The following is a 22,512-nucleotide window of genomic DNA, read 5'->3' as shown; positions in this document are numbered from 1 at the left end:
ATTAAGATCAAGCAGTACTCCTCTAGCGCAGTAGTGCTCGTGGGCTCGGTGATTGTTGGGCATTAGGGCAGTAGGGCAGTAGGTGTCTATTCAGCCGACAGCTTGCGGATCAGAAGCCGCAAGAGCTTTCCTACGCTCTCGCTGTGGGGCATCAATGACTCGACCGCCTCGCGAGAGGTAATTCCAACCCTTTGCGCGATTAAAAGGTGTGTCTCCAGTTCCTTGAGTGATCCCTGGGCGATCCTGAGAAACTGCTGGTAGGAAGCTCGGCTTTCTCCGCCGTAACCCTCGGCGATGTTGGCGGGCACCGACGTTGCTGCCCGACGCACCTGACTCGTCAGCCCGTAGATCTCGTCTTTCGGCCAAGTCCTTGTTACTTGGTAGATTGCAACTGTTAGGTCCATGGCTTGCTGCCAAACGATCAGATCCCTGTACGATGCGATCTTGTCCGTCATCCTTGCCCTACTGCCCTACTGCCATATTGCCCTACTCCCCTACTCCCCTACTCCCCTACTCCCCTACTCCCCTACTCCCCTACTACACATTCAGCAGCAAATACTCCCTCTCCCACGGGCTGATCACTTCCATGAAGGTCTCGAATTCCGCTCGCTTGATCGCCGCATAGGTGGCGGCAAATGACTTGCCGAGCAGCGCGCCGAGTTCTTCGTCAGCCTCGAACAGGTCGACGGCTTCGAGCAGGCTGCGCGGCAGGTCGATCTGGTCCTCGTTGGCGGTCGTCAGAACCGGCGGCTCGGCCTTGATCTTGTTGGTCATGCCGATCAGTCCGCAGGCAAGCGATGCCGCCAGCGCCAGATAGGGGTTGGCGTCGGAGGAGGGGATGCGGTTTTCGACGCGCCGCGCCGCCGGGTCGGAGCGGGGCACGCGGAAGGCCGTGGTGCGGTTGTCGTAGCCCCATTTGTTGTTGACCGGCGCCGAGGCCGACTGCGTCAGCCGCCGGTAGGAATTGACGTAGGGCGCAAACATCACCAGCGCGTTCGGCACATGTTTCTGCATGCCGCCGATGAAATGGAAGAAGGCCTCGGTCTCCGAGCCGTCCTCCGCCGAAAAAACGTTCTTGCCGGTCTTCTTGTCGATGATCGACTGATGGATATGCATGGCCGAACCGGGCTGCCCTTGGATCGGCTTGGCCATAAACGTGGCGTAGATCTCGTGCTTGAGCGCCGCCTCGCGGATGGTTCGCTTGAACATGAACACCTGGTCGGCGAGCTCGATCGGATCGCCGTGACGCAGATTGATTTCGAGCTGGCCGGCGCCCTCCTCGTGGATCAGCGTGTCGATCTCCAGACCCTGGCTTTCGGAGAAATGGTAGATGTCGTCGATCAATTCGTCGAATTCGTTAACCCCGGCGATCGAATAGCCGGCGCCGCCGCCGATCGGCCGTCCCGATCGACCTACTGGCGGGGTCAGCGGATAGTCCGGATCGGGGTTCTTGCGCACCAGGTAGAACTCGATCTCGGGTGCCACGACCGGCCTCAGCCCACGCTTGTCATAGGCGGCAAGCACGCGCTTCAGCACGTTGCGCGGCGTGAACTCGACCGAGCGGCCGTCCTGGTGGACGAGGTCGCAGATAACCGCCGCGGTAGGGTCCTCCTCCCACGGCACCACCGTCAGCGTCGAGAGGTCAGGCATCAGCTTGAGGTCGCCGTCGTCCTCCGGATAGTGGAAGCCGTTGCCGTCCTCCGGATAGCCGCCGGAAATCGTTGTCATGAACACCGCCGAAGGCAGCGCCAGCGAGGTGTTGGAGGTGAACTTCTTCGATGGCATCATCTTGCCGCGCGCAACCCCCGCCTGGTCGGGTGTGATGCATTCGATATCTTCGATGCCGCGCCATTCCAGCCAGGCGCTGACTTCCTTCCAGTTCTTGACGCCACGTTGGTTTTTCACGAAGGCAGGCGTGCGGGCGCGTCCTCCGCGGCTCGACGGACGGACTTCCTTTTTTGCAGGCGGCATCAATCACCAGATTTGTTGCAGATTGTGGAGTATAGCCGTTGCCGACGACGAAAGGGAAGGGGAGCCGGCTGGCGTGCGCCTCGATAACCGGGGGAACACAACGACTTCCGGATAAAAGCCTCCTGGTCTAGGGTCGGCCTCCCGCAACGCTGCAATTAATGGTCCCCATGCAACACAGCCGCAAACTGACGACGATCGGCTTCGACGCCGATGACACGCTGTGGCAGAACGAACAGTTCTTCCGCGTGACCGAGAAGCGCTTTGCCGCACTGCTCGCCGATCAAGCCGAGGAGGACCGGATTTCAGCAAGATTGCTGGAGGCCGAGAAGCGCAACCTCGCGGTCTACGGCTTCGGCATCAAGGGGTTCACGCTGTCGATGATCGAGACGGCGATCGAGGTCACCAACGGCCAGGTGCGGGCCTCGACTATCGCCGAAATTCTCGCCGCGGGCCGCGAGATGCTCAGCCATCCGATCGAGCCGCTTCCGCATGCGCGCGAAACCGTGGAAAAGCTGGCCGGCGCCTACCGCCTGGTGCTGATCACCAAGGGCGACCTGTTCGACCAGGAACGCAAGCTCGCGCAATCCGGGCTGGGCGAGCTGTTTGATGCCGTCGAGATCGTCAGCGACAAGAGCGCGGCCACCTATAGCCGCATCTTCAGCCGCCACGGCGACGGCCCGGAAAAGGGCATGATGGTCGGCAACTCGCTCAAATCGGACGTCGTGCCGGCCATCGAAGCCGGCAGTTGGGGCATCCACGTTCCGCATGATCTGACCTGGGTGCTGGAACATGTCGAGCCGCCGGTCTCGGCACCACGCTTTCGCCAGATAGCCAATCTCGGTGAACTGCCGGGCTTGATCGAGCGTATCGGCGAGATTGATTGATCAGGTCTGCAGCCGAGGCATCACGGTAGAGGTCAGTTGCGGCCGACCCCGACCAGCCGGTCGATCACCGGCTGCAGCCGTTCGGTGGTGATCGGCTTGACGACCACTGCATCGATGACGCTGGACAGGCCCAGGCTCTCCGGCGTGCCGGTCTTGACTGAAAGCAGGATCACCGACGGAAGCGATCTGCCTGACGCCCTTCGCAGTGCATCGATACCCGACAGCAAGGCGTCGCAGTCCCCATTCTCCGCACCGCCGTCGAGAACGACAGCCCCGGGAATCAGCGCGTGCAAGGCCTTTGCCGCGGTTTCGGGAGTTTCCGAGATCGGTTTGAGGCCGGACCGCTCCACGATTTTTGAAACCACGACGCGGTTGATCGGTGATTTTCCGACCACCAGCACCCGCGAGAAATCCGGGAGCATCCGCGTCTCCATGTCCCGACTGACGAAAGGCAGCTGTTTTGCAGTCTCGATATCGCGATTCGCTGGGCACATGGCGGGGCAGGCCGTTGTTCAATGTTTCAATGCAGGGTTGAAACTCGAGAGGTAATTGGCGTGAGATCACTGCTCATGTCAAGCTCAAATGGCGTATCAGGAGAATATCGCAAGAAACATTAAAATTAAAATTAAGTGCTTTTCTTTGCCGCCGCCCGAAGAAGAAGTTCCCACCACAACCGGGCAGGCTCAGCTAAGTTTGGCTTTGCAGCGCGAACGCACGAACTCGCAGCCGTAGCCGGGTTGACGTAAGGTTGGACGAAGGCGAGTCGGGCCTGTCGCGAGCTTGTCGTATCGCCTCGCCGGACTACCCTTCCTCGTTGGCTAAGCACGTCTCTTTGACCGACGGGAGATGACGATGGAACTAGTGACTCACAAGAAATTCAAAAATGGCCGGTTGATGCCATGGGGAAAGGGTACGGTCGTTACCGGCGCAAAGGGGTTTGTCTACCTTTCCGGAAACACCGCGACGGCCGAGGACTACGATCCGATCGGCAAAAGCGGCGGCGCCGCCATTGGCGATGCAGCGGCACAGTGGCGCGCAATTCTCACCAATATCAAATCAGATCTGGAGGAGCTTGGCAGTGCGCTCGAGCATCTCATCCGGCTGACCTTCTTTGTTAAGGGGCCATTTCCAGATGGCGGCGTGCTGAGCTCGCCCAATTTTCGCTTGGACGTCTTGGACGAATTCTTTGCCGTGCACTGCCCGAAGCACTGCAGCTACAACAACCCGCCGCCCTCGGAAGTTATTGGCGTTGCAGCGCTTGCGCAGCCTGATCTTGTCATTGAAATCGTTGCATTAGCGGCTCTGCCGAATTAGGCAAAGCCGCGGCGTGCAAGGTGCGATAGCATGCGCTCAAAAGAGGCGCGGTGCTATCGAGTTTGTCTGTCGTGGCTCCGCTGTGTGACGATGACCGGGATCAGCAGATCGCCCCAGTTGCCGTCGCCGCCATGGTGCCGTGCCGAGCGCACCAGTTCGACCGAGACGCCTGCCTCGACCGCCTTCATCACCGACTGATTGAGCCTGTGCAGATCGTTCGCCAGCATGCGGATGGTCGCCTGCTGGTCGACATTCATGCTGGTGGCCTGCTCTTCGGCCCGTTCCTTGACGCGGCTTATCGAAGCCATTGGTCTTCTCCCTGTGTTGCCATGCCTGTTGTGTTGCCATGCCCGTTTGGGCGTTCACTCTGTTTGTCTGCTATTCCGCCGCCGGCCTGAATTGGGCGCGCTCGGTCGATCCCTGCATGGCCGTGGTCGAAGACTGGCCACCGGTGATCGCCATCGAGACGGCATCGAAATAGCCGGTGCCGACCTCGCGCTGGTGCTTGGTGGCGGTATAGCCATTGGCTTCCGCGGCGAATTCCGCCTGCTGCAGTTCCGAATAGGCGGCCATCTGCCGCTCCTTGTAGCCGCGGGCGAGCTCGAACATGCCGAAATTGAGCTGGTGGAAACCGGCCAGCGTAATGAACTGGAACTTGTAACCGATGGCGCCGAGTTCCTTCTGGAACTTCGCGATCATTGCGTCGTCGAGATTCTTCTTCCAGTTGAAAGACGGCGAGCAATTATAGGCAAGCAGCTTGCCTGGATGATGCTTGCGCACGCCTTCGGCAAACGTCCTGGCCTGCGCCAGATCGGGCTTGGAAGTCTCGCACCAGATCAGGTCCGCATAGGGCGCATAGGCGACGGCGCGGGCGATGCAGGGCTCGATGCCGTTGCTGACACGATAGAAGCCCTCCGCGGTGCGGCCGGCGCCATAATCGACGAAGGGCTGGTCGCGCTCATCGATGTCGGAGGTCAAGAGCTGTGCCGCTTCCGCGTCGGTGCGTGCCACGACCAGCGTCGGCGTACCCATGACGTCGGCGGCAAGCCGCGCCGCGTTGAGGTTGCGGATATGTGCGGCGGTCGGGATCAGCACCTTGCCGCCAAGATGGCCGCATTTCTTCTCCGAAGCCAGCTGGTCCTCGTAATGGATGCCGGCCGCACCCGCCTCGATGAACGCCTTCATGATCTCGAAGGCGTTGAGCGGCCCGCCGAAACCGGCTTCCGCGTCGGCGACGATCGGCGCGAACCAGGTGTCGACCGACAGCCCGTTGCCTTCCGAAGTCTCGATCTGGTCGGCGCGCTGTAAGGTGCGGTTTATGCGCTTGACCAGTTCGGGCGCGGCATTTGCGGGATAAAGCGACTGGTCCGGGTACATGGCGGAAGCGGTGTTGGCATCGGCGGCGACCTGCCATCCTGACAGATAGATCGCTTTCAGCCCGGCCCGCACCTGCTGCATCGCCTGGTTGCCCGACATGGCACCCAGCGCGTTGACGAAATCCTCTTCATGGATGAGCTGCCACAGCCGGTTTGCCCCCATTTCGGCGAGGCTCTGCCGGATCTGCACCGAGCCGCGCAGCCGCTTCACGTCGTCCGGTGAATAGGGCCTTTCGATGCCATCAAAGCGGCCTTGCGGCGCCGACGGGACGAGGTTGTAAAAGTCGGTCATTGATCACTCCAGGCGGTTTTGATGCCGGTTTAGGAAGGCGTCGCAGAGGGAAAATATGTGCGCCATATGTGTGACACCATTTACACGTCGGCACGACGCAAGCGAGGTAAACCTCCGGATCAGTCATAAAATAAGGGAAAACCTGTGTTGTGTTTGACTGATGAGAGCTGTAAATCTGTCATGGTTGTAAAGACAGCCATGCCATCGGCGGATGTAAAATTCTGTCAAGGAAACTCGATTGGCCGACCACAAAATCTTTGCCGGGCCGCGCATTCGTCGCATCCGCAACGCCAAGGGGCTGACCCAGACGGCGATGGCCGAAGGGCTCGGCATCTCGCCGTCCTATCTCAATCTTATCGAGCGCAACCAGCGGCCGCTGACGGTGCAACTGATCCTGAGGCTGGCATCCGTCTACAAGGTTGACCCGCACGAACTGCAGGGCGAGGCGCGGGGATCGGTCGCCGATTTGAAGGAAGTGTTTTCAGATCCGTTGCTGGCCGGCGAACTGCCGGGCGACCAGGAACTCATCGAGCTTGCCGAGGCGGCGCCCAACGCTTCCGCCGCTGTGATAAAACTGTTTCGCGCCTATCGCGAGCAGGCCGAGCGATTATCGGATCTCAACGAGCTGCTCGCGCGTGAGGGCAAGGCCACCGCACTCTCCGGTGCCCGGCTGCCGATCGACGAGGTGCATGAGATTTTCGAACGCCGGCCGAATCATTTTGCCGCGCTCGAAGAGGAAGCCGAGGCATTCACGTCGGTGCTCGATCCTGGCGACGATCTGTTCAGTGCGTTGAAGGCTTGGCTGCGGCGTGAATTCGGCATCGTCGTTAAGGTACTGCCGGTCGCTACCATGCCCAACTGGCGGCGTCGCTATGACCGTCACTCGCAACGCCTGTTCCTGTCCGAGCGCCTGTCGCCATTCGATCAGCTGCGCGAGGTGGCTATGGAGGCCTGCCTGATCCGCATGAGCGTCGCTGTCGCCGCCGAGATCCAGGCGCTGAAGCTGACCACGGACGAAGCCCGCCGGCTGGCGCGTTTCGAGCTCGGCCGCTATGCCGCGCACGCTCTGATGATGCCCTATCAGCCTTTTCACGCCGCTGCGGTCCGCACCCGCTACGATATAGACATGTTGCGGTCGCGCTTCGGCGTTTCCTTCGAGCAGGCGGCGAACCGGCTGACCACGCTGCAGCGGCCGGGTGCGTCGGGTGTGCCGTTCTTCATGCTCGAGGTCGACAGTGCCGGCAATCGGTTCCGCAAGGCGGGCAGCCACGGCTTTCCGCAAAGCCGCTTCGGCGGCGGCTGTCCGAAGCTGCCGGTCCATGCCGCCTTCGCCCAGCCCGGCCAGATCCTGGTCGAGGCAGTGGAAATGCCCGACGGTGCGGCGTTCCTCTGCATGGCCCGCACGCTCGAAGGGCCGCAGGGCTCGTTTGCCGAGCGCCCGCGGCGCACGGCGCTGTTGCTCGGCTGCGACATCGGTTTTCGCGACGAGGTCGTCTATGGAGCGGCATTGCCGGGGCCGGCCGCCATCGGCAAGACCGGACAGAACGCCGCCGTGCCGGCGACACCGGTCGGCCCTGCCTGCCGGCTGTGCGAACGCATCGGCTGCCTCGCCCGCGCCGAGCCACCCGTTACACGTCCGCTCGGCCTCGACGAGATGGTCACGGGACTGTCGGCGTTCGATTTCCAGTGATTCGGCTCCAGCAATATTGCGGCTGAATCTTCGACCAAAGGACCTCATCTGTTCCTGCGGCCGCAACCAGTAAGCTGGTTCGCGGTTGCCGGCCAAAATATTGGTTCAGCAAAAATATTGATTCAGCCGAATATTGATTCAGCATTGACGGTACGGTATCAAAAAAAGAACTGCGAAACGGTCGGGGGATCAATGATGGGCAGGACAGTTTTTTGGCTTGGCTTGGCGCTCGCGTTTTCGGCCGATCCCGCATTGGCTGAAAAGTCCTCGGATTTCTTCAATTCCTATCAACACTACAATGATGCCGGCAAGGCGTTCCTGGACAAGATCGATCCGAAGACCGGCGCGATAAATCTTGCCGAAGGCATCCATCTCGACCTCAAGGACAAGTTCTATTTTCTGGACAAGAAGGACACGCTCTCCGTCCTCACCGAAGCCTGGGGCAATCCGCCCGACTCTGGTTCCGATGCCCTCGGCATGATCTTTCCAGTCTCCCATGATCCCATTGCCGACAACAATTGGGGGATAGAACTGCGCTGGGAAAAGATCGGTTACGTCGACGACAGCGACGCCGCGTCCATCGATTACAATGAACTGCTGCGCAACATGCAGTCAGACACTCTGTCCGGCAACGATCAGAGGGTAAAGGATGGCTATGCGCCCATTACGCTGATCGGCTGGGCGTCGCCGCCGGTTTATGACGCGGCCCACAAGCGCCTGCACTGGGCCAAGGAGCTGCAATTTGGCAACGATGCCGCCCATACGCTCAACTACGACGTCCGTTTCCTTGGCAGGGAGGGCGTCTTCGTGATGAGCTATATCGCGACGGTGGAACAATTGCCGGAGATAAGGCAAAGCCTGGATGAAGTGCTTGGCCTCGCGGACTTCAATACCGGCAAGACATACGCCGATTTCGTGCCGGGCGTAGATACGGTTGCGGCGATTGGCGTCGGTGGCCTGATTGCCGGCAAGCTGGCGGCGAAAGCAGGTTTTCTGGTCGTGGCGCTGATCGCGCTGAAAAAGTTTGGCCTGCTCCTGCTGATTCCGCTGGCCGGTCTCTGGCGTTTTATCCGCGGCAACAAGAGCACCTCGTAACGCATCATCGACAAGTCGCCTCGGATCATCGCCGGGCGAGGGGCGAGGCGCCCTCATCAGTGCGCCAAACGGAACATCTAACTGGATCACGCCCGGCCTTCTGCTTTGCGTTACGCGAATTAGGCACGTCTCTGTCGTCCATTGCACATCGTGCTGCTCCGAATTCGCCGACAGTCGTACCCATGACCGATACCGCATCATCTCCGGTTGCCGCTTCGCCGATCGTGTCGCCGCAAGGGGAACGCGTCGGTTTCCTGCTGGTATTCCTGTCGGCGTTGATGTGGAGCTTCGGCGGCAGCATTGCGCGCTTCATCGACAACGCCGACAGCTGGACGGTGGTGTTCTGGCGCTCGGTCTGGGCCGCCGCCTTCCTGCTCTGCTTCATGGTCTGGCGCGACGGCTGGCGTGGCACGCTGAAGCTGTTTCGCGGCATGGGCCTGGCCGGCCTTGCGGTGGCGTTCTGCTTCGCCACGGCGTCGACCTCTTTCGTCGTGGCGCTTGCCTATACCACCGTCGCCAACATCCTGTTGATGCAGGCCGGCGTGCCGCTTCTGGCGGCGCTGTTTGCCTGGGCGCTGTTTCGCGAACGGGTGGCGGTGGCGACCTGGGTGGCGATCGCCGCCGTCATTGTCGGCGTCGCCATCATGGTGTCGGAATCGCTCGATGGCGCGGTGTCGCCGATCGGCGACGGGCTGGCGCTGCTCATCGCCGTCATGTTCTCGATCGCCACCGTCATCACGCGCCGCTTTGCCCATGTGCGCATGACGCCGGCGACCTGCCTCGGCACGATGCTGGCGGCCGCCTTTGCGGCATCGCAGGCGTCGGCGCTGGGCGTCTCCAGTCACGATATGGGCTTCCTCTTTGCCTTTGGCGTGATCAATCTGGGACTCGGTCTCGCCTTCTTCGCCACCGGAGCCCGGCTTGTTCCGGCCGCCGTCGCGGCGCTGCTCGGCACGTTCGAACCGATCCTTGGCCCGATCTGGGTCTGGCTCATCCATTCCGAGGTGCCGTCGGCGCGCACCATCGTCGGCGGTGCGGTCGTGGTCACCGCGCTGCTCGTCCATATCGGGCTCGAGTTCAAGCGTCAGACGCGGCCCGCGCGAGCGGGCGTCACCGGTGTGCCGTCACCTAATTGATGCAGTGCGCGCGTCAAAGCGAGATGAACCATTGACAACGTTGCAGCCGCGCGGGCAGGCTGCGATCATGGCAACAACAAGACAGGCGTATCTTGCCAAGTCTCCATGCCGGCCGCATCGAGGCCGGACAATATCGTCGTCTCCCTGCCCGCGCCGTAGCGAAAGCTTCCGACGGCGTCGGAACACCACCAACGCCACGCCAGGTCTTCGCTGTCGGCTCGCCGCCGAACGATAATGGCGCCGGCAATTCGCGCTTGTCGCCTGCCTGCAAGCCCAATACCTTGAAGCAAATGCCCAGCCGCGCGGACGCCGCGACGAGCTGGCTACGGAACACTCATCAAAGGAGAATAGCATGACCCGCAAAGCGCTCTGGCTTTCGGCGACTTCGGCGTTTCTGGCAGTTTTCACCTTGGGCGCACATGCCGAGGATCGCGTCGTCAACGTCTTCAACTGGTCGGACTATATCGACAGTTCGATCATCGACGACTTCACCAAGGAAACCGGCATCAAGGTCGTCTACGACACTTTCGATTCCAACGAGATCCTGGAAACGAAACTGCTCGCCGGCGGCAGCGGCTACGATGTCGTCGTGCCCAGCGGCAATTTCCTTGCACGCCAGATCCAGGCGGGTGTGTTCCAGAAGCTCGACAAGTCGAAACTGCCGAACATTTCAAATATGTGGGACACGGTCATGGAACGGACCGCCAAATATGATCCCGGCAACGAATATTCGATCAACTACATGTGGGGTACGGTTGGCATCGGCTACAACATCAAGGAGGTGCAGGCAGCGCTCGGCACCGACAAGATCGACAGCTGGGACGTGTTCTTCAATCCCGAAAGCCTGGCCAAATTGAAGGACTGCGGCGTCTATGTGCTGGATTCGCCGGCCGACATCATACCGGCGGCACTGAAATATCTGGGCCTCGATCCGAACAGCACGTCGCCCGATGAGATTGCCAAGGCCGAAGAAACCTTGCTGAAGGTCCGGCCCTATATCCGCAAGTTCCACTCTTCCGAATACATCAACGCCCTTGCCAATGGCGACATCTGCCTGGCGGTCGGCTGGTCGGGTGACGTCTTCCAGGCCCGCAACCGCGCCGACGAAGCCAAGCAGGGCGTCGAGATCGGCTACTCCGTGCCGAAGGAAGGTGCCCAGATGTGGTTCGACCAGATGGCGATCCCGGCCGATGCGCCGCATGTCGCCGAAGCCCATGAGTTCCTGAACTACATGATGAAGCCCGAAGTGATCGCCAAATCGTCGAACTATGTGCTCTATGCCAACGGCAACAAGGCTTCGCAGCAGTTCATCGACAAGGCGATCCTGGAAGATCCGGCGATCTATCCGGATGCAGCCACCTTGCAGAAGCTCTACACCGTATCGCCTTACGATCCCAAGACCCAGCGCATCATCACTCGCACCTGGACCAAGATCGTCACCGGCCAATAGCAATCTGACCAGGCCCCGGCAGCCGTTGCCGGGGCCGCTTTCTCATGGGGCAAGCAGCAGGACGGAGTGGGACATGAAATCGCTTGGCAGCATCCGCAGGGATTTTGCGCCATGGAACGATCCGAACGCCAAGCCATACATCCAGTTCGACAACGTCACCAAGAAATTCGGTGAGTTCACAGCGGTCAACAACCTGTCGCTGACCATTTTCGAACGCGAATTCTTTGCCTTGCTGGGGGCCTCAGGCTGCGGGAAATCGACACTGCTTAGGATGCTTGCCGGCTTCGAGGAGCCGACCGCCGGCCGCATCCTGCTCGATGGCCAGGATCTGCGCGGCATTCCGCCCTACCGGCGGCCGGTCAACATGATGTTCCAGTCCTACGCCTTGTTTCCGCACATGACGGTCGAGAACAACATCGCCTTCGGCCTCAAGCAGGAAGGCATGGCCAAGGCCGACATCGACAAGCGCGTCGCCGAGATGCTGAAGCTGGTCAAGCTCGAGCAGTTCGCCAAGCGCAAGCCGCACCAATTGTCGGGCGGCCAGCGCCAGCGCGTCGCGCTCGCGCGCTCGGTGGCCAAGCGGCCGAAAGTCCTGCTGCTCGACGAGCCGCTTGGTGCGCTGGACAAGAAGCTGCGCGAGGAAACCCAGTTCGAGCTGATGGACCTGCAGCAGAACCTCGGCCTCACCTTCGTCGTCGTCACCCATGATCAGGAAGAGGCGATGACGATGGCTGACCGCATCGCCATCATCGACAAGGGCGAGGTGATGCAGGTGGCGACGCCGGCCGAGGTCTACGAGGCGCCGGGTTCCCGCTTCGTCGCCGGCTTCGTCGGCAATGTGAATATGTTCGACGGCAAGATCGCGGCTGGCGAGGCCGGCAGCGCGAGCATCGATGCCGGCAACGGCATCACCATCCGGACCGAAAATGCCGGCAGTGCCGCCGCCGGAACATCCGTCACCTTCGCCATCAGGCCGGAGAAGATCAAGGTGTCCTCCACGAAACCGGCCGGTGCCGTCAACGCCATCGAGGGCGAGGTCTACGACATAGCCTATCTCGGCGACATGACCGTCTATCACGTCAGGCTGGACGACGGTCAGGTGGTGCGGGCGAGCACCATGAACGCGGCACGCCTCACCGAGGACCCATTGACCTGGAACGACCGCGCCTGGGTTTCTTTCCGCCCCGACGCCGGCGTCGTCCTGGCACGGTAGGGACTGATCATGTCCGCTGTCACCGCCGCAACAAGCTCTCCGGCAAGCGCTGCCGGCAAATCCGCCTTGGTCAGGCTGGGAGCGGCCTTCGTTAGCCGGCTCGTCATCATCGTCCCCTACCTCTGGCTGCTGTTCTTCTTTCTCGTCCCTTTCATCATCGTCTTCAAGATTTCGCTGTCGCAGACTGCGATCGCCATGCCGCCCTACACGCCGGTGCTCGATTTCCGCGGCGGCATTTCCGGGTTTATCTCGGAATTCGGCGCGCTCAATTTCGACAACTATACCTGGCTGACGCAGGATGCGCTTTACTTCAATGCCTATGTGACGAGCGTCATCGTCGCCGCCATCTCGACGGTCCTGACATTGCTGGTCGGCTATCCCATTGCCTATGGCATGGCACGCGCTCCGGCGACGATTCGCCCGACCTTGCTGATGCTGGTGATCCTGCCGTTCTGGACCTCGTTCCTGATCCGTGTCTACGCCTGGATTGGCATCCTCAAGCCCGAGGGCCTGCTCAACCAGCTGCTGCTCGCCACCGGCATCATCAGCCAGCCGCTGATCATCCTCAACACCTATACGGCGATCTTCATCGGCATCGTTTACTCCTATCTGCCGTTCATGGTGCTGCCGCTCTATTCGTCCTTGGAGAAAATGGACCATTCTCTGATCGAGGCGGCCAAGGATCTCGGCTGCCCGCCGACCAGCGCCTTCTGGAAGATCACCTTTCCGCTGTCGCTGCCCGGCGTCATCGCCGGCTGCCTCCTGGTGTTCATTCCTGCCGTCGGCGAGTTCGTCATCCCCGACCTGCTCGGCGGCTCGCAGACGCTGATGATCGGCAGGACGCTGTGGAACGAGTTCTTCGCCAACCGCGACTGGCCAGTGTCGTCCGCGGTTGCCGTCATCTTGCTGCTGCTGCTGATCGTGCCGATCATGCTCTTCCAGCGAGCCCAGGCGCGCGCCCAGGAGCAGGACCAATGAATGCGACCTGGAGCCGCTTCAACATCACTTCGATCGTGCTCGGCTTTGCCTTTCTTTACCTGCCGATCGTCCTGCTCGTTGTGTTCTCTTTCAACGAGTCGAAGCTGGTCACCGTCTGGGGCGGCTTTTCGACGAAATGGTATGTGTCGCTGTTCCACAATCGGGGTCTGATGGACGCCACCTGGGTGACGGCCCGCGTCGGCGTCATCTCGGCCACGGTGGCGACCGTGCTCGGCACGCTGGCGGCGCTCACCTTGACACGCTACACGCGCTTTCGCGGCCGGCTGCTGTTTTCGGGCATGGTGTTTGCGCCGCTGGTCATGCCGGAAGTCATCACCGGCCTGTCGCTATTGCTGCTCTTCGTCGCCGTCGGCCTCGACCGCGGCTTTCTGACGGTGACGCTTGCCCACACCACGCTTACCATGTGCTTCGTGGCGGTGGTGGTTCAGTCGCGCCTGATCACTTTCGATCGTTCGCTGGAAGAGGCCGCGATGGATCTCGGTGCGCCACCGGTGAAGACCTTCTTCCAGATCACGCTGCCGGTTATCATGCCGGCTATCGTCTCCGGCTGGATGCTGGCCTTCACGCTGTCGCTCGATGATTTGGTTATTGCCAGCTTCACCTCGGGACCCGGCGCCACGACGCTGCCGATGAAGATCTACAGCCAGGTCCGCCTTGGCGTGACGCCGGAAATCAACGCAGCCTGCACCATCTTGATCGCGGTCGTCGCAGTTGGCGTGATCATCGCTTCGCTCGCCAACAAACGCCGCGAGGTGCAGCGCCAGCGCGACGAGCAGGCCGCGCAGCGAGGTTGAAGGCTCGCTACTCTCCCGAAACGCCGCGGCTTATCGGCGAGATGAACGGCGTGCTCCACGTGCCGCCGACGAAGAACGACGACTGCTTGGGCGGCTGGCCATTCGTCTGCGTGGCAGCCTGGCTCGGCTGGACGATGCCGCCGGACAGCGCCAGCCCGCGTCCGGCATAGGATGCGATGCCGGAAAGCCAGATCTTGTATTGCGCGGAATTCACCTCGGCCTTGTCGATACGCGCCACGCCGTTCGAAATGCTCGCCTTGAGCTCGGCCCCGTCGATCGGCAGCGTTCCGTCCGAGACGTCGTCCAGCGCGAAGAATCCGCCCTGTTCGGTGTGCTTGAGGAACGCCGGCAGGTTAAGCCGGCTCAGCGCACCCGCGCCGAACGTCGCGGACAGCGAGCCATTGGCGTTTTCGAAAATCGAGTCCCAGGTTCTGCCAGGCCCCTTGAGGATGACCGAAACGGTTCCAGTGCCGATCGGCACCAGCCGCGTCATCCCGGCCGCGGTGCCGAAAGCGCCGCCGTCGATATCGGAAGCAAGCAGCCGGATCTCGACTTCCGTGCCGGCGGGCTTGCGGTCGAAACGGACGCTGCTCTGGACGTTGCCGCCAAAGGCGGATGCATCCGAGATGTCGAAGGCGGCAAGGCCGTTCTTGACCTGGGCAGTGGCAGCGACGTCGGCAAGCTGGATGGCGCCGGCGGTGGCATGCGCCGCCGACAGCCTGAGATCGAGATTGATCCGGTCGGCGAAGCTTGTGTCGATTTCGCCCGGGCCGGTGCCGCCGGCGGATGGTACCGGCGTAAAGGCGGAGAGAAATGATCTGAGGTCGAGCGTATCGAAGGCAAGTGTGCCGGAGATCACCGGCAGTGCCTCACCATAGGTGAAGTCCAGCGCACCCATTCCCGGGTTGTTGTCGAGGGTCAGGGCCGTGTTTTCAAATTTGACGCGCCCGGCCGTCGCCGTGATCTTGCTTGAAACCGAGATCGAGCCGATTGCGGCACCGGGCGCGATGCCGGCCTGCGACCATTCGAGCACGCGTCGGAGCGAAGGTGCGGCGAATTTTGCCTGGCCGTCGAAATAGCCGTTCTCCGACATGCTGGCGCGGCCGTCGAACGAAAAACTGGCCGGTGCCGCCTTGAAGGAAAATGTAGCCGGTGCTGTGCCGCCACCAAACAGCACGAGCGGGTTCGGCGATGCGGCGTCGATGGCAACACTTTCGCCGCGCCATATCCCGGTCGCCGACAGCGTCGCATTGCTGTTCATCGCGGCCCAGTTCGCCTGGCCGCTCAGGCTGCTCAATATCTCCTGGTCCTTGCCGCCGATGGCAGCCACTACGCGGCCGTCCCTGAACTCGACTGTGCCGAACGGATCTGTCGGCAGCTTGCCGAGATCCGGCTTGGCGGGATTTGTGTTGATCACCGCGCGGGCAGCATCGATCGAACGCGTAATGCGCCCGCCGCTGGGAATCGCAGGCAGGAAAAACCCGCTCGCGGTACGCTGAACCCGGATCGTCGGTCGTACCAGCCGCGCCGTCGAAAACATCACATCGCCACGCAGCGCCGCCATCGCTGAGAGGTCGACCTCGACCCGTTCGGCCTCGACCACGGGCGGCGCATCCGTCTCTGTCCATTGCGACAGCGTCACGTCGCTCAGGATCGCCCGGAAATTCGGCCAGACCTCGATACGCGGCGCGCCGTCGATGGTGACCCGGAAACCGCTCCACGCGCTCATTTCCCACGCGATACGGTCGCGTACGATGCGGGTCGAGGCGATCAACGGCAAGGCTGCGACAACCAGCGCGATGACGATGACGGCTGCGCCGATCGCCCATATTCCGCGTCGGATCAAAGGTGATGGCATATCGCCCCGTATGCTTCCATTCCGACAAAATCGCCCGACGGGTGTAACCGACGGCTGACGCATTTCAAGTCTTTATGGCCCGGCGATGGCATTTGCGCACACCCTGACCGGCGCGGTCCAACAAAATCTTGCTCTGCTGCATCGCGATATGCATAAGCGATGCCAATGCATGTCGCCCAAAGTGCGCAGCGGTTTTGGGATAAACGACATGCATAAAGACAAAAGTTTAAAGCGCGTCGCGTGAATCTCTTCAAACGTGACGTGCTTTAAGGAGGAACAATGATGGCTGACGACGCACCGCTCTGGATCCCGACGCAAGAGCAGATCGACGCAGCGCCGATGACCGCCTTCATGAACACCGCGGCGAACATGGCCGGCAAGGTTTTCTCCTCCTATGCCGACCTGCATCGCTGGTCGATCGATGATCGCGAGACCTTCTGGAGCCTGGTCTGGGACTTTTGTGGCATCGTCGGCGACAAGGGCGAACGCGTGCTGGTCGATGGCAACAAGATGCCCGGCGCGACCTTCTTTCCTGAGGCAAAGCTGAATTTCGCCGAGAATCTCCTCAAGAAAACCGGGCTTGGCGACGCAATCGTCTTTCGCGGCGAGGACAAGGTCGAGCGGCGGCTGTCCTGGAACGAGCTGCATGCGCTGACCTCGCGGCTGCAGCGGCTTTTCCTGTCGCTCAAGGTGAAGAAGGGCGACCGCATCGCCGCGATGATGCCCAACATGCCGGAGACCGTTGCTGCGATGCTGGCGGCCGCCTCGATCGGCGCGGTCTGGTCGTCCTGCTCCCCAGATTTCGGCGAGCAGGGGGTTCTCGACCGGTTCGGCCAGATCGAGCCTGTCGTGTTCATCGCGCCGGACGGCTACTGGTACAATGGCAAGGCGATCGAAGTCGCCGACAAGATCGCGGCCGTGGCGGGCAAGCTCGCCACCGTCCGCAAAGTCCTCATTGTCGACTATCTCGGCACCTCGCTCGACGTCGCCGCGACCATCGGCAAGGCGGCTGCGCTGGAAGAGGCGCTGTCACCCTTTGCCGCAAGGCCTGTCGCCTACGAAAGGCTGCCGTTTTCGCATCCGCTGTACATCCTGTTTTCATCGGGCACGACCGGCATTCCCAAATGCATTGTCCATTCGGCCGGCGGAACGCTGATCCAGCACGTCAAGGAAGAACGGCTGCATGCCGGCCTGCTCGACGGCGACCGCTTCTTCTACTTCACCACCTGCGGCTGGATGATGTGGAACTGGCTGGTGTCGGGCTTGGCATCGGGCACCACCTTGCTGCTCTACGACGGCTCGCCGTTCTACCCGGACGGCAATGCGCTGTTCGACTTCGCCGATGCCGAAAAGATGACCTATTTCGGCACCTCGGCCAAATTCATCGATTCCGTGCGCAAGGCCGGCCTGAAGCCGATCCGCACGCATGATCTTTCCAGCGTGCGCACCATCTCATCGACCGGCTCGCCGCTATCGCCGGAAGATTTCCGCTTCGTCTATGAAGGCATCAAGAAGGACGTGCATCTGGCTTCGATTTCCGGCGGCACCGATATCGTCTCCTGCTTCGTGCTCGGCGTGCCGATCGAACCGGTATGGACCGGCGAGATCCAAGGGCCCGGGCTCGGCCTTGCCGTCGATGTCTGGGACGATGACGGCCGCCCGCTCCGCCAGGAGAAGGGCGAGCTCGTCTGCACCAAGACGTTTCCGGCGATGCCGATCGGCTTCTGGAACGACCCTGACGGCAGGAAATACAAGGCCGCCTATTTCGAACGTTTCGACGATGTCTGGTGCCACGGCGATTTCGCCGAATGGACCGTCCATGGTGGCCTGATCATCCATGGCCGTTCCGACGCCACGCTCAATCCGGGCGGTGTCAGGATCGGCACGGCGGAGATCTACAATCAGGTCGAGCAGATGCCGGAAATCCTCGAAGCGCTGTGCATCGGCCAGGATTTCGACAATGACGTGCGTGTCGTGCTGTTCGTGCGGCTGGCGGCCGGCGTTGAGCTCGATGCCGAGCTGGAAAAGCGCATCCGCGCGAAAATCCGCACCGGGGCGAGCCCGCGCCACGTGCCGGCCAAGATCGTCGCCGTCAGCGATATTCCGCGAACCAAATCGGGCAAGATCACCGAGCTCGCGGTACGCGATATGGTGCACGGCCGCGCCATCAAGAACAAGGAAGCGCTCGCCAATCCCGAAGCGCTCGAGCTGTTCCGCAACCTGCCGCAGCTTGCCGACTGACCCTGGGATCCAAGGTGGGAGCCGTTTTGAGGTCAGGTATAGTTAACAAATTATCTCTTCGGAATTTACCTAGATTTCATGAGTGGTACACATTGGTAAATTTTCCGGCGTGCCGGTAAGGATTTGTTAAGGCCCGGCATCAATAGTCGTGCGTAACTTGAGGGAGAAATCCCGTTCCTCTTAGCCCCGAGAGGATCTGATTCGCTCAAGCCCCGTTGTGACAGCAATTCCAATTTCTCAAGGCGTCCTGTTGGACGCCTTTTTTCTTTGCGCAACCATAGCTAACCGGCGAGCACGCGGGTCGAGGGAAAGGCGACTTCGACCAGGGTTCCCTCGCCGGGCGTCGAGTTGATGGTGAACCGGGCCCGGTTCGCTTCGACCATCGCCTTGGTCAGCGGCAGCCCAAGACCCGTGCCGTCGCCACGGCCGCGCTTCAGCGCATTGATCTGCTTGAACGGCTTCAGCGCCTGCTCGATCTCGGACTGGCTCATGCCGATGCCGGTATCGCGCACGCGCATGACGACATCGCCGGAGAGCTCGTAAGCCGTCGACACGATCACCTGGCCGCCAGCCTGCGTGTAGCGGACGGCGTTCGACAGGATGTTGAGCGCGATCTGCCGCACGCTGCGCAGATCGGCCACCACTTCCGGCAGCCGCGAGGCGAAGCTGGAGCGGATGATGACGCGTTCCCGGTTGGCTTGCGGCTGCATCATCGCCACGGTTTCGGCCAGCGTGTCGTTAAGCGACACCGCCTCATAGGCCATCTCCTGCTGGCCGGCCTCGATTTTCGAAATGTCGAGCAGGTCGTTGACCAGATCGAGCACGTGGTTGCCCGAACGGTTGATGTCGCGCAGATAGTCGCGATAGCGGTCATTGGCCACCGGCCCGAATTTCTCGTCGACCATCAGCTCGGAAAAGCCGATTATGGCGTTGAGCGGCGTGCGGATCTCGTGGCTGATGCGGGCCAGAAAATCGGTCTTCTGCGACGAGGCGCGTTCGGCGACCGCGCGCGCCTGGGTCAAGTCCTCTTCGGCCCGCTTCCACTGGGTGATATCGCGCACCACCGCACAGAAGCCGCTGTCGTTGGGCAGCCTGCCGATGGTCATGAACAGCGGAATGAAACGCCCCTGCGCCTCGCGCCCGATCACCTCGCGGCCATCGTTCATCACGCTTGCAACGCCGGGCTCCGACAACCCCTCGAGATAGTCACGCGCCGCGCGCTGGCTTTCGATCGCAAACAGCGAGACGAACGGTTTGCCGGTCACCTCGTCGCTGTCGAAGCCGAACAGCGCTTCCGCCGGACGGCTAATTGAACGGATCGTTCCGTTACGGCCGATCAGCACGACGCCGTCGGTGGCGGTGTCGATGATGGTGCGCATTTCGGCAATGCGTGCCTTGAGCTCGGAAACATCCGGCTGCGTTTGGTCTTCGGCGGCGCCATGCGGAATGGCTGCTGCTTCGTCGTCGCCGGAACGGCGTACGACCAGCATCAGCGCCTTGCCGTTACCCCAGGGCACGGAGCGCAAAATCGCGTCGATCGGAAATTCCTGACCGTCGCGCGTCTTCAGCCGCAGAGCGCGGTCGCCGCCGTCGGAACTGCCGTCGTCGGCATAAGGGTCGGCAAACAGCGCGCCGAGCCCGCCGGCCTCGTCCAGGGCATTGAGCGTCGCATAGCCGGTCAAGCCGAGGAATTCGTCGTTCGCGTAATGCAGCTGGTCGCCGGAATGGATAAGCACCGGCACTGGCAGCTTGCCGAGGATCGAGGTATCCGGCCCCTTGTTGTCCTCTCCGGCAAACGCCGACGGCACGAAGCCGTCGAGTTTGAGCGGTGGTGCCTGCAGCCGCGCGATGGGCGGCACCTGGCCGGCAACGTCGGCTGCGGCTGCGCTGTCCTCGGACCAATCCTCGCTGTCCTCGGCGTCACGGAAATCTTCGGCCGTCATGCTGTCGTCGTCGCCATCCCGCGGCGCTTCGGCGACGATCGTTCGACGGTTCGTGCTGGGCTCAATGCCTTCCTGCGCTTCGTCGCTGGGTTCGCGGTCGGCATAGTCGAGCAGCGATCCGGAAACAGGGCGTGTGACGGGTTCGCCGGCTTGCGCCTCTGCTTCCGCCTCATCGGGCTGCTCGCCGTCGAGCCGGGCGAGATCCTTCTGGTCTTCGGCATCGGCCTCGGGCGGTTCGGCGGCAGCCGCCCCGCTTTCCGGACCTTGCGCCGGCATCTCACCCTTGTCCGCCAGCCCGGCTTCTTTCAGCTTTGGCTCGTCGGCCTTGCCGGCTGCCTCGACTTTCTCAACCGGCTTCTGCTTTCCGGCGCTGGGCTGTTCTTCGGCCGGGGTGCTGTCCCTCTTGAGACGCTCGCCAATCTCGCGAAACGCGCTGCGTTCCAGCGTCGACAGGCCCTTGTCGTTGGCCGGCTGCCGGTGCTCGGCCAGCCGGATCACCTTGTCGGCAAAGCGCCGCTCGGGTTTTGGCACGATGGTCAATGCCGGCACTTCGCCCCTGAACGGATCGGCGGGTTTAGGTGTCTCGGGGAGAGGTTCGACGGCTTTCGGCCCGATGGTCGCGGCAGGTTTCTCCTCGGCGACAAGGGCCATGCCGACGGCATCCGGATCGACCACCGCATCGCCGCTCCTGGCCACGCCGAAACCGCGAAAACCTTCGAAAACCCGGCTGCGGCTGTAAACCGGGAGCGCCGCCAGATCGACGGGTATCTTCAGATCGGTGCCGGCGACCGGCCACAGCACGGAGCGGCCGGACCAGGTGTCGCGCCGTTCGAGCAGGCCGGCAATCTCGCCAGAAGCATCGAGGCCATAGGCGGCCGAAACATCCTCGAAGCGACGTCCGATCACGTCGGCTGCAGGCTTGCCGACGAGCTCGGCAAATTCCGGCGACAGGGCGCTGAAATGGCCCTCCGCGTCGGTACGCCAGACGAAACGCATGGGCGCGGCGGTGCGATCGATCGCCGAAGCGCGGTGTTCGGCCGGCGAGGCGGCTTTGGTGGCTTTTGCGGCGCTTTCCGGCGAAGTATCCGGGCTGGCTGGGGTCTCGACTTTGCCGGACACAGCTGCCCCGGGCGAGATCTGCGTGTCGTCGCCGGCATTGAAGTACCAATGGTCATGCTGCGTCGGCGTTTCGCTAGCCGTGCGGTGATCGCCGGCCGCGTCGGCAGGTTCGTGCTCCGCCGATGCCGAGGTTCCTTCCATCGCTGCAAGGTCGATCTCCGCCGCGCCGGTGCTGGTGATTGGCTGCTCGTTGTCCTGGTTCGTTGGCTGGGGAAGATCGCCACCGCTCGGTGCCGCTGCCCCCTCGGTTTCCCCGCCGGCGCGCTCGCCATCGGGGGCCTCGCCGTCAAGCCGGTCCTCGTCGATCACCACCAGCAGGTGCCGCTCTTCCGTCAGCCGGGCAAGGCCCGCGGGATAGGAGCTGGACCCACCCGGAACCAGGCGCTTGACGATGCGGTCGCTCTCGTTCGCCACGTCGGCGACAAGTGCGGCCAGCGTCTCAGGCCGGATGCCGAGCGCCGAAAAGCCGTCCGATGCGGCGTCGATATTGCCCTTGGCATCGACAAAGGCGATGTAGTGGCCGTCTTCCGTAAAGCCACCGATGGCGCGGTCGGCGATCTCGGCCGCGCTGCGCGAGCCGGTCTGCGCCGCCGGCAGCGCCAGCATGATTGCTTCCTCGCCATCGGGCATGGTCACTGCGCTGGCCAGGAAGCCGACCGCGCGGCTGGTCAGGCCAGTCGCCAGCCGGACCGTGATGGCACGGTCGCGGCCGATCTGCGGAAAACCGCTGGTTGCCATGATCTGGCGCCTGGCGATCAGCGGCAAACCTGCCGAGGCGCCGATGATCGCGCCGATGTCGGGATAGCCGAATACCGCTGCGCCGGGGCCGTTGGCCCAGATCACCTGCTCGAGATCTGCCGACAGAATAGCGATCGCGTCGCCTGCGGCGAAGCCCAGGCGGACGGCGTCGAGCACGGCGACATCGAGGAAGGAGTAGTTTTCAGCCGGCATGCGCTTGGCGACCCTCACAGAGCGGGCAATTTGCGGTTAACGCTTTGTTAATAAAAGCCGACGGCGCGAAGGTCCACAAGTCATAGCGTGCAACCAGCGGAATCTCTAGGCGCGTGGTTAACGCCGCGAACCAAATATTTTATGGTGCGATGCAACAAACATGTTGCAATGCACAAAATTTGCCTT

Annotated in this window: 17 protein-coding genes; 10 read left to right on the top strand and 7 right to left on the bottom strand. The window is 62.1% G+C overall.

Annotated features, from left to right (window positions below):
- Positions 1–86: 86 nt before the first annotated feature.
- The gene (locus NKJ32_RS26610; RefSeq protein ID WP_352829358.1) at positions 87–455 is read right to left on the bottom strand and encodes a four helix bundle protein; all 369 of its coding nucleotides are present in this window, start codon (positions 453–455) and stop codon (positions 87–89) included.
- Between the two features lie 82 nt (positions 456–537).
- Positions 538–1,971: a glutamine synthetase family protein gene (locus NKJ32_RS26605; protein WP_352457076.1), complete on the bottom strand. Its 1,434-nt coding sequence runs from the start codon at positions 1,969–1,971 to the stop codon at positions 538–540.
- Between the two features lie 167 nt (positions 1,972–2,138).
- Here NKJ32_RS26605 and NKJ32_RS26600 point away from each other — a divergent pair, with 167 nt between their 5' ends.
- Positions 2,139–2,855 (top strand): HAD family hydrolase, encoded by a 717-nt coding sequence (locus NKJ32_RS26600; protein WP_352829357.1) that lies wholly within the window; start codon positions 2,139–2,141, stop codon positions 2,853–2,855.
- A 32-nt stretch (positions 2,856–2,887) separates the two neighbouring features.
- Here NKJ32_RS26600 and NKJ32_RS26595 read toward each other — a convergent pair whose 3' ends face one another.
- A complete protein-coding gene (locus NKJ32_RS26595) occupies positions 2,888–3,277 on the bottom strand; it encodes an ANTAR domain-containing protein (RefSeq protein WP_352829355.1) in 390 nt (129 codons plus the stop codon).
- Between the two features lie 430 nt (positions 3,278–3,707).
- Between NKJ32_RS26595 and NKJ32_RS26590 the strand changes: the two genes are divergently transcribed.
- Positions 3,708–4,169: a RidA family protein gene (locus tag NKJ32_RS26590; protein WP_352829353.1), complete on the top strand. Its 462-nt coding sequence runs from the start codon at positions 3,708–3,710 to the stop codon at positions 4,167–4,169.
- 53 nt (positions 4,170–4,222) lie between these two features.
- On the opposite strand, the gene NKJ32_RS26585 is transcribed toward NKJ32_RS26590, so the two are convergent.
- Both NKJ32_RS26585 and aceA read right to left on the bottom strand, forming a co-directional pair.
- A complete protein-coding gene (locus tag NKJ32_RS26585) occupies positions 4,223–4,477 on the bottom strand; it encodes an SMc00767 family acetate metabolism repressor (RefSeq protein ID WP_023677446.1) in 255 nt (84 codons plus the stop codon).
- 70 nt (positions 4,478–4,547) lie between these two features.
- Complete coding sequence (aceA, locus tag NKJ32_RS26580; protein ID WP_352634664.1) at positions 4,548–5,837, bottom strand: isocitrate lyase; 1,290 nt, start codon at positions 5,835–5,837, stop codon at positions 4,548–4,550.
- 238 nt (positions 5,838–6,075) lie between these two features.
- Here aceA and NKJ32_RS26575 point away from each other — a divergent pair, with 238 nt between their 5' ends.
- The 7 genes from NKJ32_RS26575 (at position 6,076) to NKJ32_RS26545 (ending at position 14,214) form a co-directional block, all read left to right on the top strand.
- Positions 6,076–7,527, top strand: a complete 1,452-nt coding sequence (locus NKJ32_RS26575; RefSeq protein WP_352829351.1) for a helix-turn-helix domain-containing protein — start codon at positions 6,076–6,078, stop codon at positions 7,525–7,527.
- 117 nt (positions 7,528–7,644) lie between these two features.
- Complete coding sequence (locus tag NKJ32_RS26570) at positions 7,645–8,622, top strand: DUF2167 domain-containing protein (protein WP_352829349.1); 978 nt, start codon at positions 7,645–7,647, stop codon at positions 8,620–8,622.
- Positions 8,623–8,804: 182 nt separating this feature from the next.
- Positions 8,805–9,758 (top strand): DMT family transporter, encoded by a 954-nt coding sequence (locus NKJ32_RS26565; protein ID WP_023677450.1) that lies wholly within the window; start codon positions 8,805–8,807, stop codon positions 9,756–9,758.
- A gap of 352 nt (positions 9,759–10,110) precedes the next feature.
- Entirely contained in the window at positions 10,111–11,208 is a 1,098-nt protein-coding gene (locus tag NKJ32_RS26560; RefSeq protein ID WP_352829347.1) for a polyamine ABC transporter substrate-binding protein, read from the top strand.
- A gap of 73 nt (positions 11,209–11,281) precedes the next feature.
- On the top strand, positions 11,282–12,421 hold the full coding sequence (locus NKJ32_RS26555; protein ID WP_352634656.1) for an ABC transporter ATP-binding protein: 1,140 nt from the start codon (positions 11,282–11,284) through the stop codon (positions 12,419–12,421).
- Positions 12,422–12,430: 9 nt separating this feature from the next.
- Positions 12,431–13,399, top strand: a complete 969-nt coding sequence (locus tag NKJ32_RS26550; RefSeq protein WP_352829345.1) for an ABC transporter permease subunit — start codon at positions 12,431–12,433, stop codon at positions 13,397–13,399.
- Complete coding sequence (locus tag NKJ32_RS26545) at positions 13,396–14,214, top strand: ABC transporter permease (RefSeq protein WP_352577544.1); 819 nt, start codon at positions 13,396–13,398, stop codon at positions 14,212–14,214. The genes NKJ32_RS26550 and NKJ32_RS26545 overlap by 4 nt, the downstream gene beginning before the upstream one ends.
- 7 nt (positions 14,215–14,221) lie before the next feature.
- Here NKJ32_RS26545 and NKJ32_RS26540 read toward each other — a convergent pair whose 3' ends face one another.
- Entirely contained in the window at positions 14,222–16,072 is a 1,851-nt protein-coding gene (locus tag NKJ32_RS26540; protein ID WP_352457085.1) for an AsmA family protein, read from the bottom strand.
- A 282-nt stretch (positions 16,073–16,354) separates the two neighbouring features.
- Between NKJ32_RS26540 and NKJ32_RS26535 the strand changes: the two genes are divergently transcribed.
- Complete coding sequence (locus NKJ32_RS26535) at positions 16,355–18,313, top strand: acetoacetate--CoA ligase (protein WP_352634654.1); 1,959 nt, start codon at positions 16,355–16,357, stop codon at positions 18,311–18,313.
- Between the two features lie 281 nt (positions 18,314–18,594).
- Here the strand turns inward: NKJ32_RS26535 and NKJ32_RS26530 are convergent, their stop codons facing one another.
- Positions 18,595–22,326 (bottom strand): PAS domain S-box protein, encoded by a 3,732-nt coding sequence (locus tag NKJ32_RS26530; RefSeq protein ID WP_352829343.1) that lies wholly within the window; start codon positions 22,324–22,326, stop codon positions 18,595–18,597.
- Between the last annotated feature and the right edge of the window lie 186 nt (positions 22,327–22,512).

Origin of the sequence: Mesorhizobium sp. M0159 (genome assembly GCF_040322295.1) — a bacterium.
Lineage (GTDB): Bacteria > Pseudomonadota > Alphaproteobacteria > Rhizobiales > Rhizobiaceae > Mesorhizobium.
Note: the sequence above shows the minus strand (reverse complement) of the source record. Positions and strands in the feature narration are given on the sequence as shown.

Coding starts and splice junctions, on each gene's coding strand:
- NKJ32_RS26610 (WP_352829358.1), bottom strand. CDS start 455: ATGACGGACAAGATCGCATCGTACAGGGATCTGATCGTTTGGCAGCAA.
- NKJ32_RS26605 (WP_352457076.1), bottom strand. CDS start 1,971: ATGCCGCCTGCAAAAAAGGAAGTCCGTCCGTCGAGCCGCGGAGGACGC.
- NKJ32_RS26600 (WP_352829357.1), top strand. CDS start 2,139: ATGCAACACAGCCGCAAACTGACGACGATCGGCTTCGACGCCGATGAC.
- NKJ32_RS26595 (WP_352829355.1), bottom strand. CDS start 3,277: ATGCTCCCGGATTTCTCGCGGGTGCTGGTGGTCGGAAAATCACCGATC.
- NKJ32_RS26590 (WP_352829353.1), top strand. CDS start 3,708: ATGGAACTAGTGACTCACAAGAAATTCAAAAATGGCCGGTTGATGCCA.
- NKJ32_RS26585 (WP_023677446.1), bottom strand. CDS start 4,477: ATGGCTTCGATAAGCCGCGTCAAGGAACGGGCCGAAGAGCAGGCCACC.
- aceA (WP_352634664.1), bottom strand. CDS start 5,837: ATGACCGACTTTTACAACCTCGTCCCGTCGGCGCCGCAAGGCCGCTTT.
- NKJ32_RS26565 (WP_023677450.1), top strand. CDS start 8,805: ATGACCGATACCGCATCATCTCCGGTTGCCGCTTCGCCGATCGTGTCG.
- NKJ32_RS26560 (WP_352829347.1), top strand. CDS start 10,111: ATGACCCGCAAAGCGCTCTGGCTTTCGGCGACTTCGGCGTTTCTGGCA.
- NKJ32_RS26555 (WP_352634656.1), top strand. CDS start 11,282: ATGAAATCGCTTGGCAGCATCCGCAGGGATTTTGCGCCATGGAACGAT.
- NKJ32_RS26550 (WP_352829345.1), top strand. CDS start 12,431: ATGTCCGCTGTCACCGCCGCAACAAGCTCTCCGGCAAGCGCTGCCGGC.
- NKJ32_RS26545 (WP_352577544.1), top strand. CDS start 13,396: ATGAATGCGACCTGGAGCCGCTTCAACATCACTTCGATCGTGCTCGGC.
- NKJ32_RS26540 (WP_352457085.1), bottom strand. CDS start 16,072: ATGCCATCACCTTTGATCCGACGCGGAATATGGGCGATCGGCGCAGCC.
- NKJ32_RS26535 (WP_352634654.1), top strand. CDS start 16,355: ATGGCTGACGACGCACCGCTCTGGATCCCGACGCAAGAGCAGATCGAC.
- NKJ32_RS26530 (WP_352829343.1), bottom strand. CDS start 22,326: ATGCCGGCTGAAAACTACTCCTTCCTCGATGTCGCCGTGCTCGACGCC.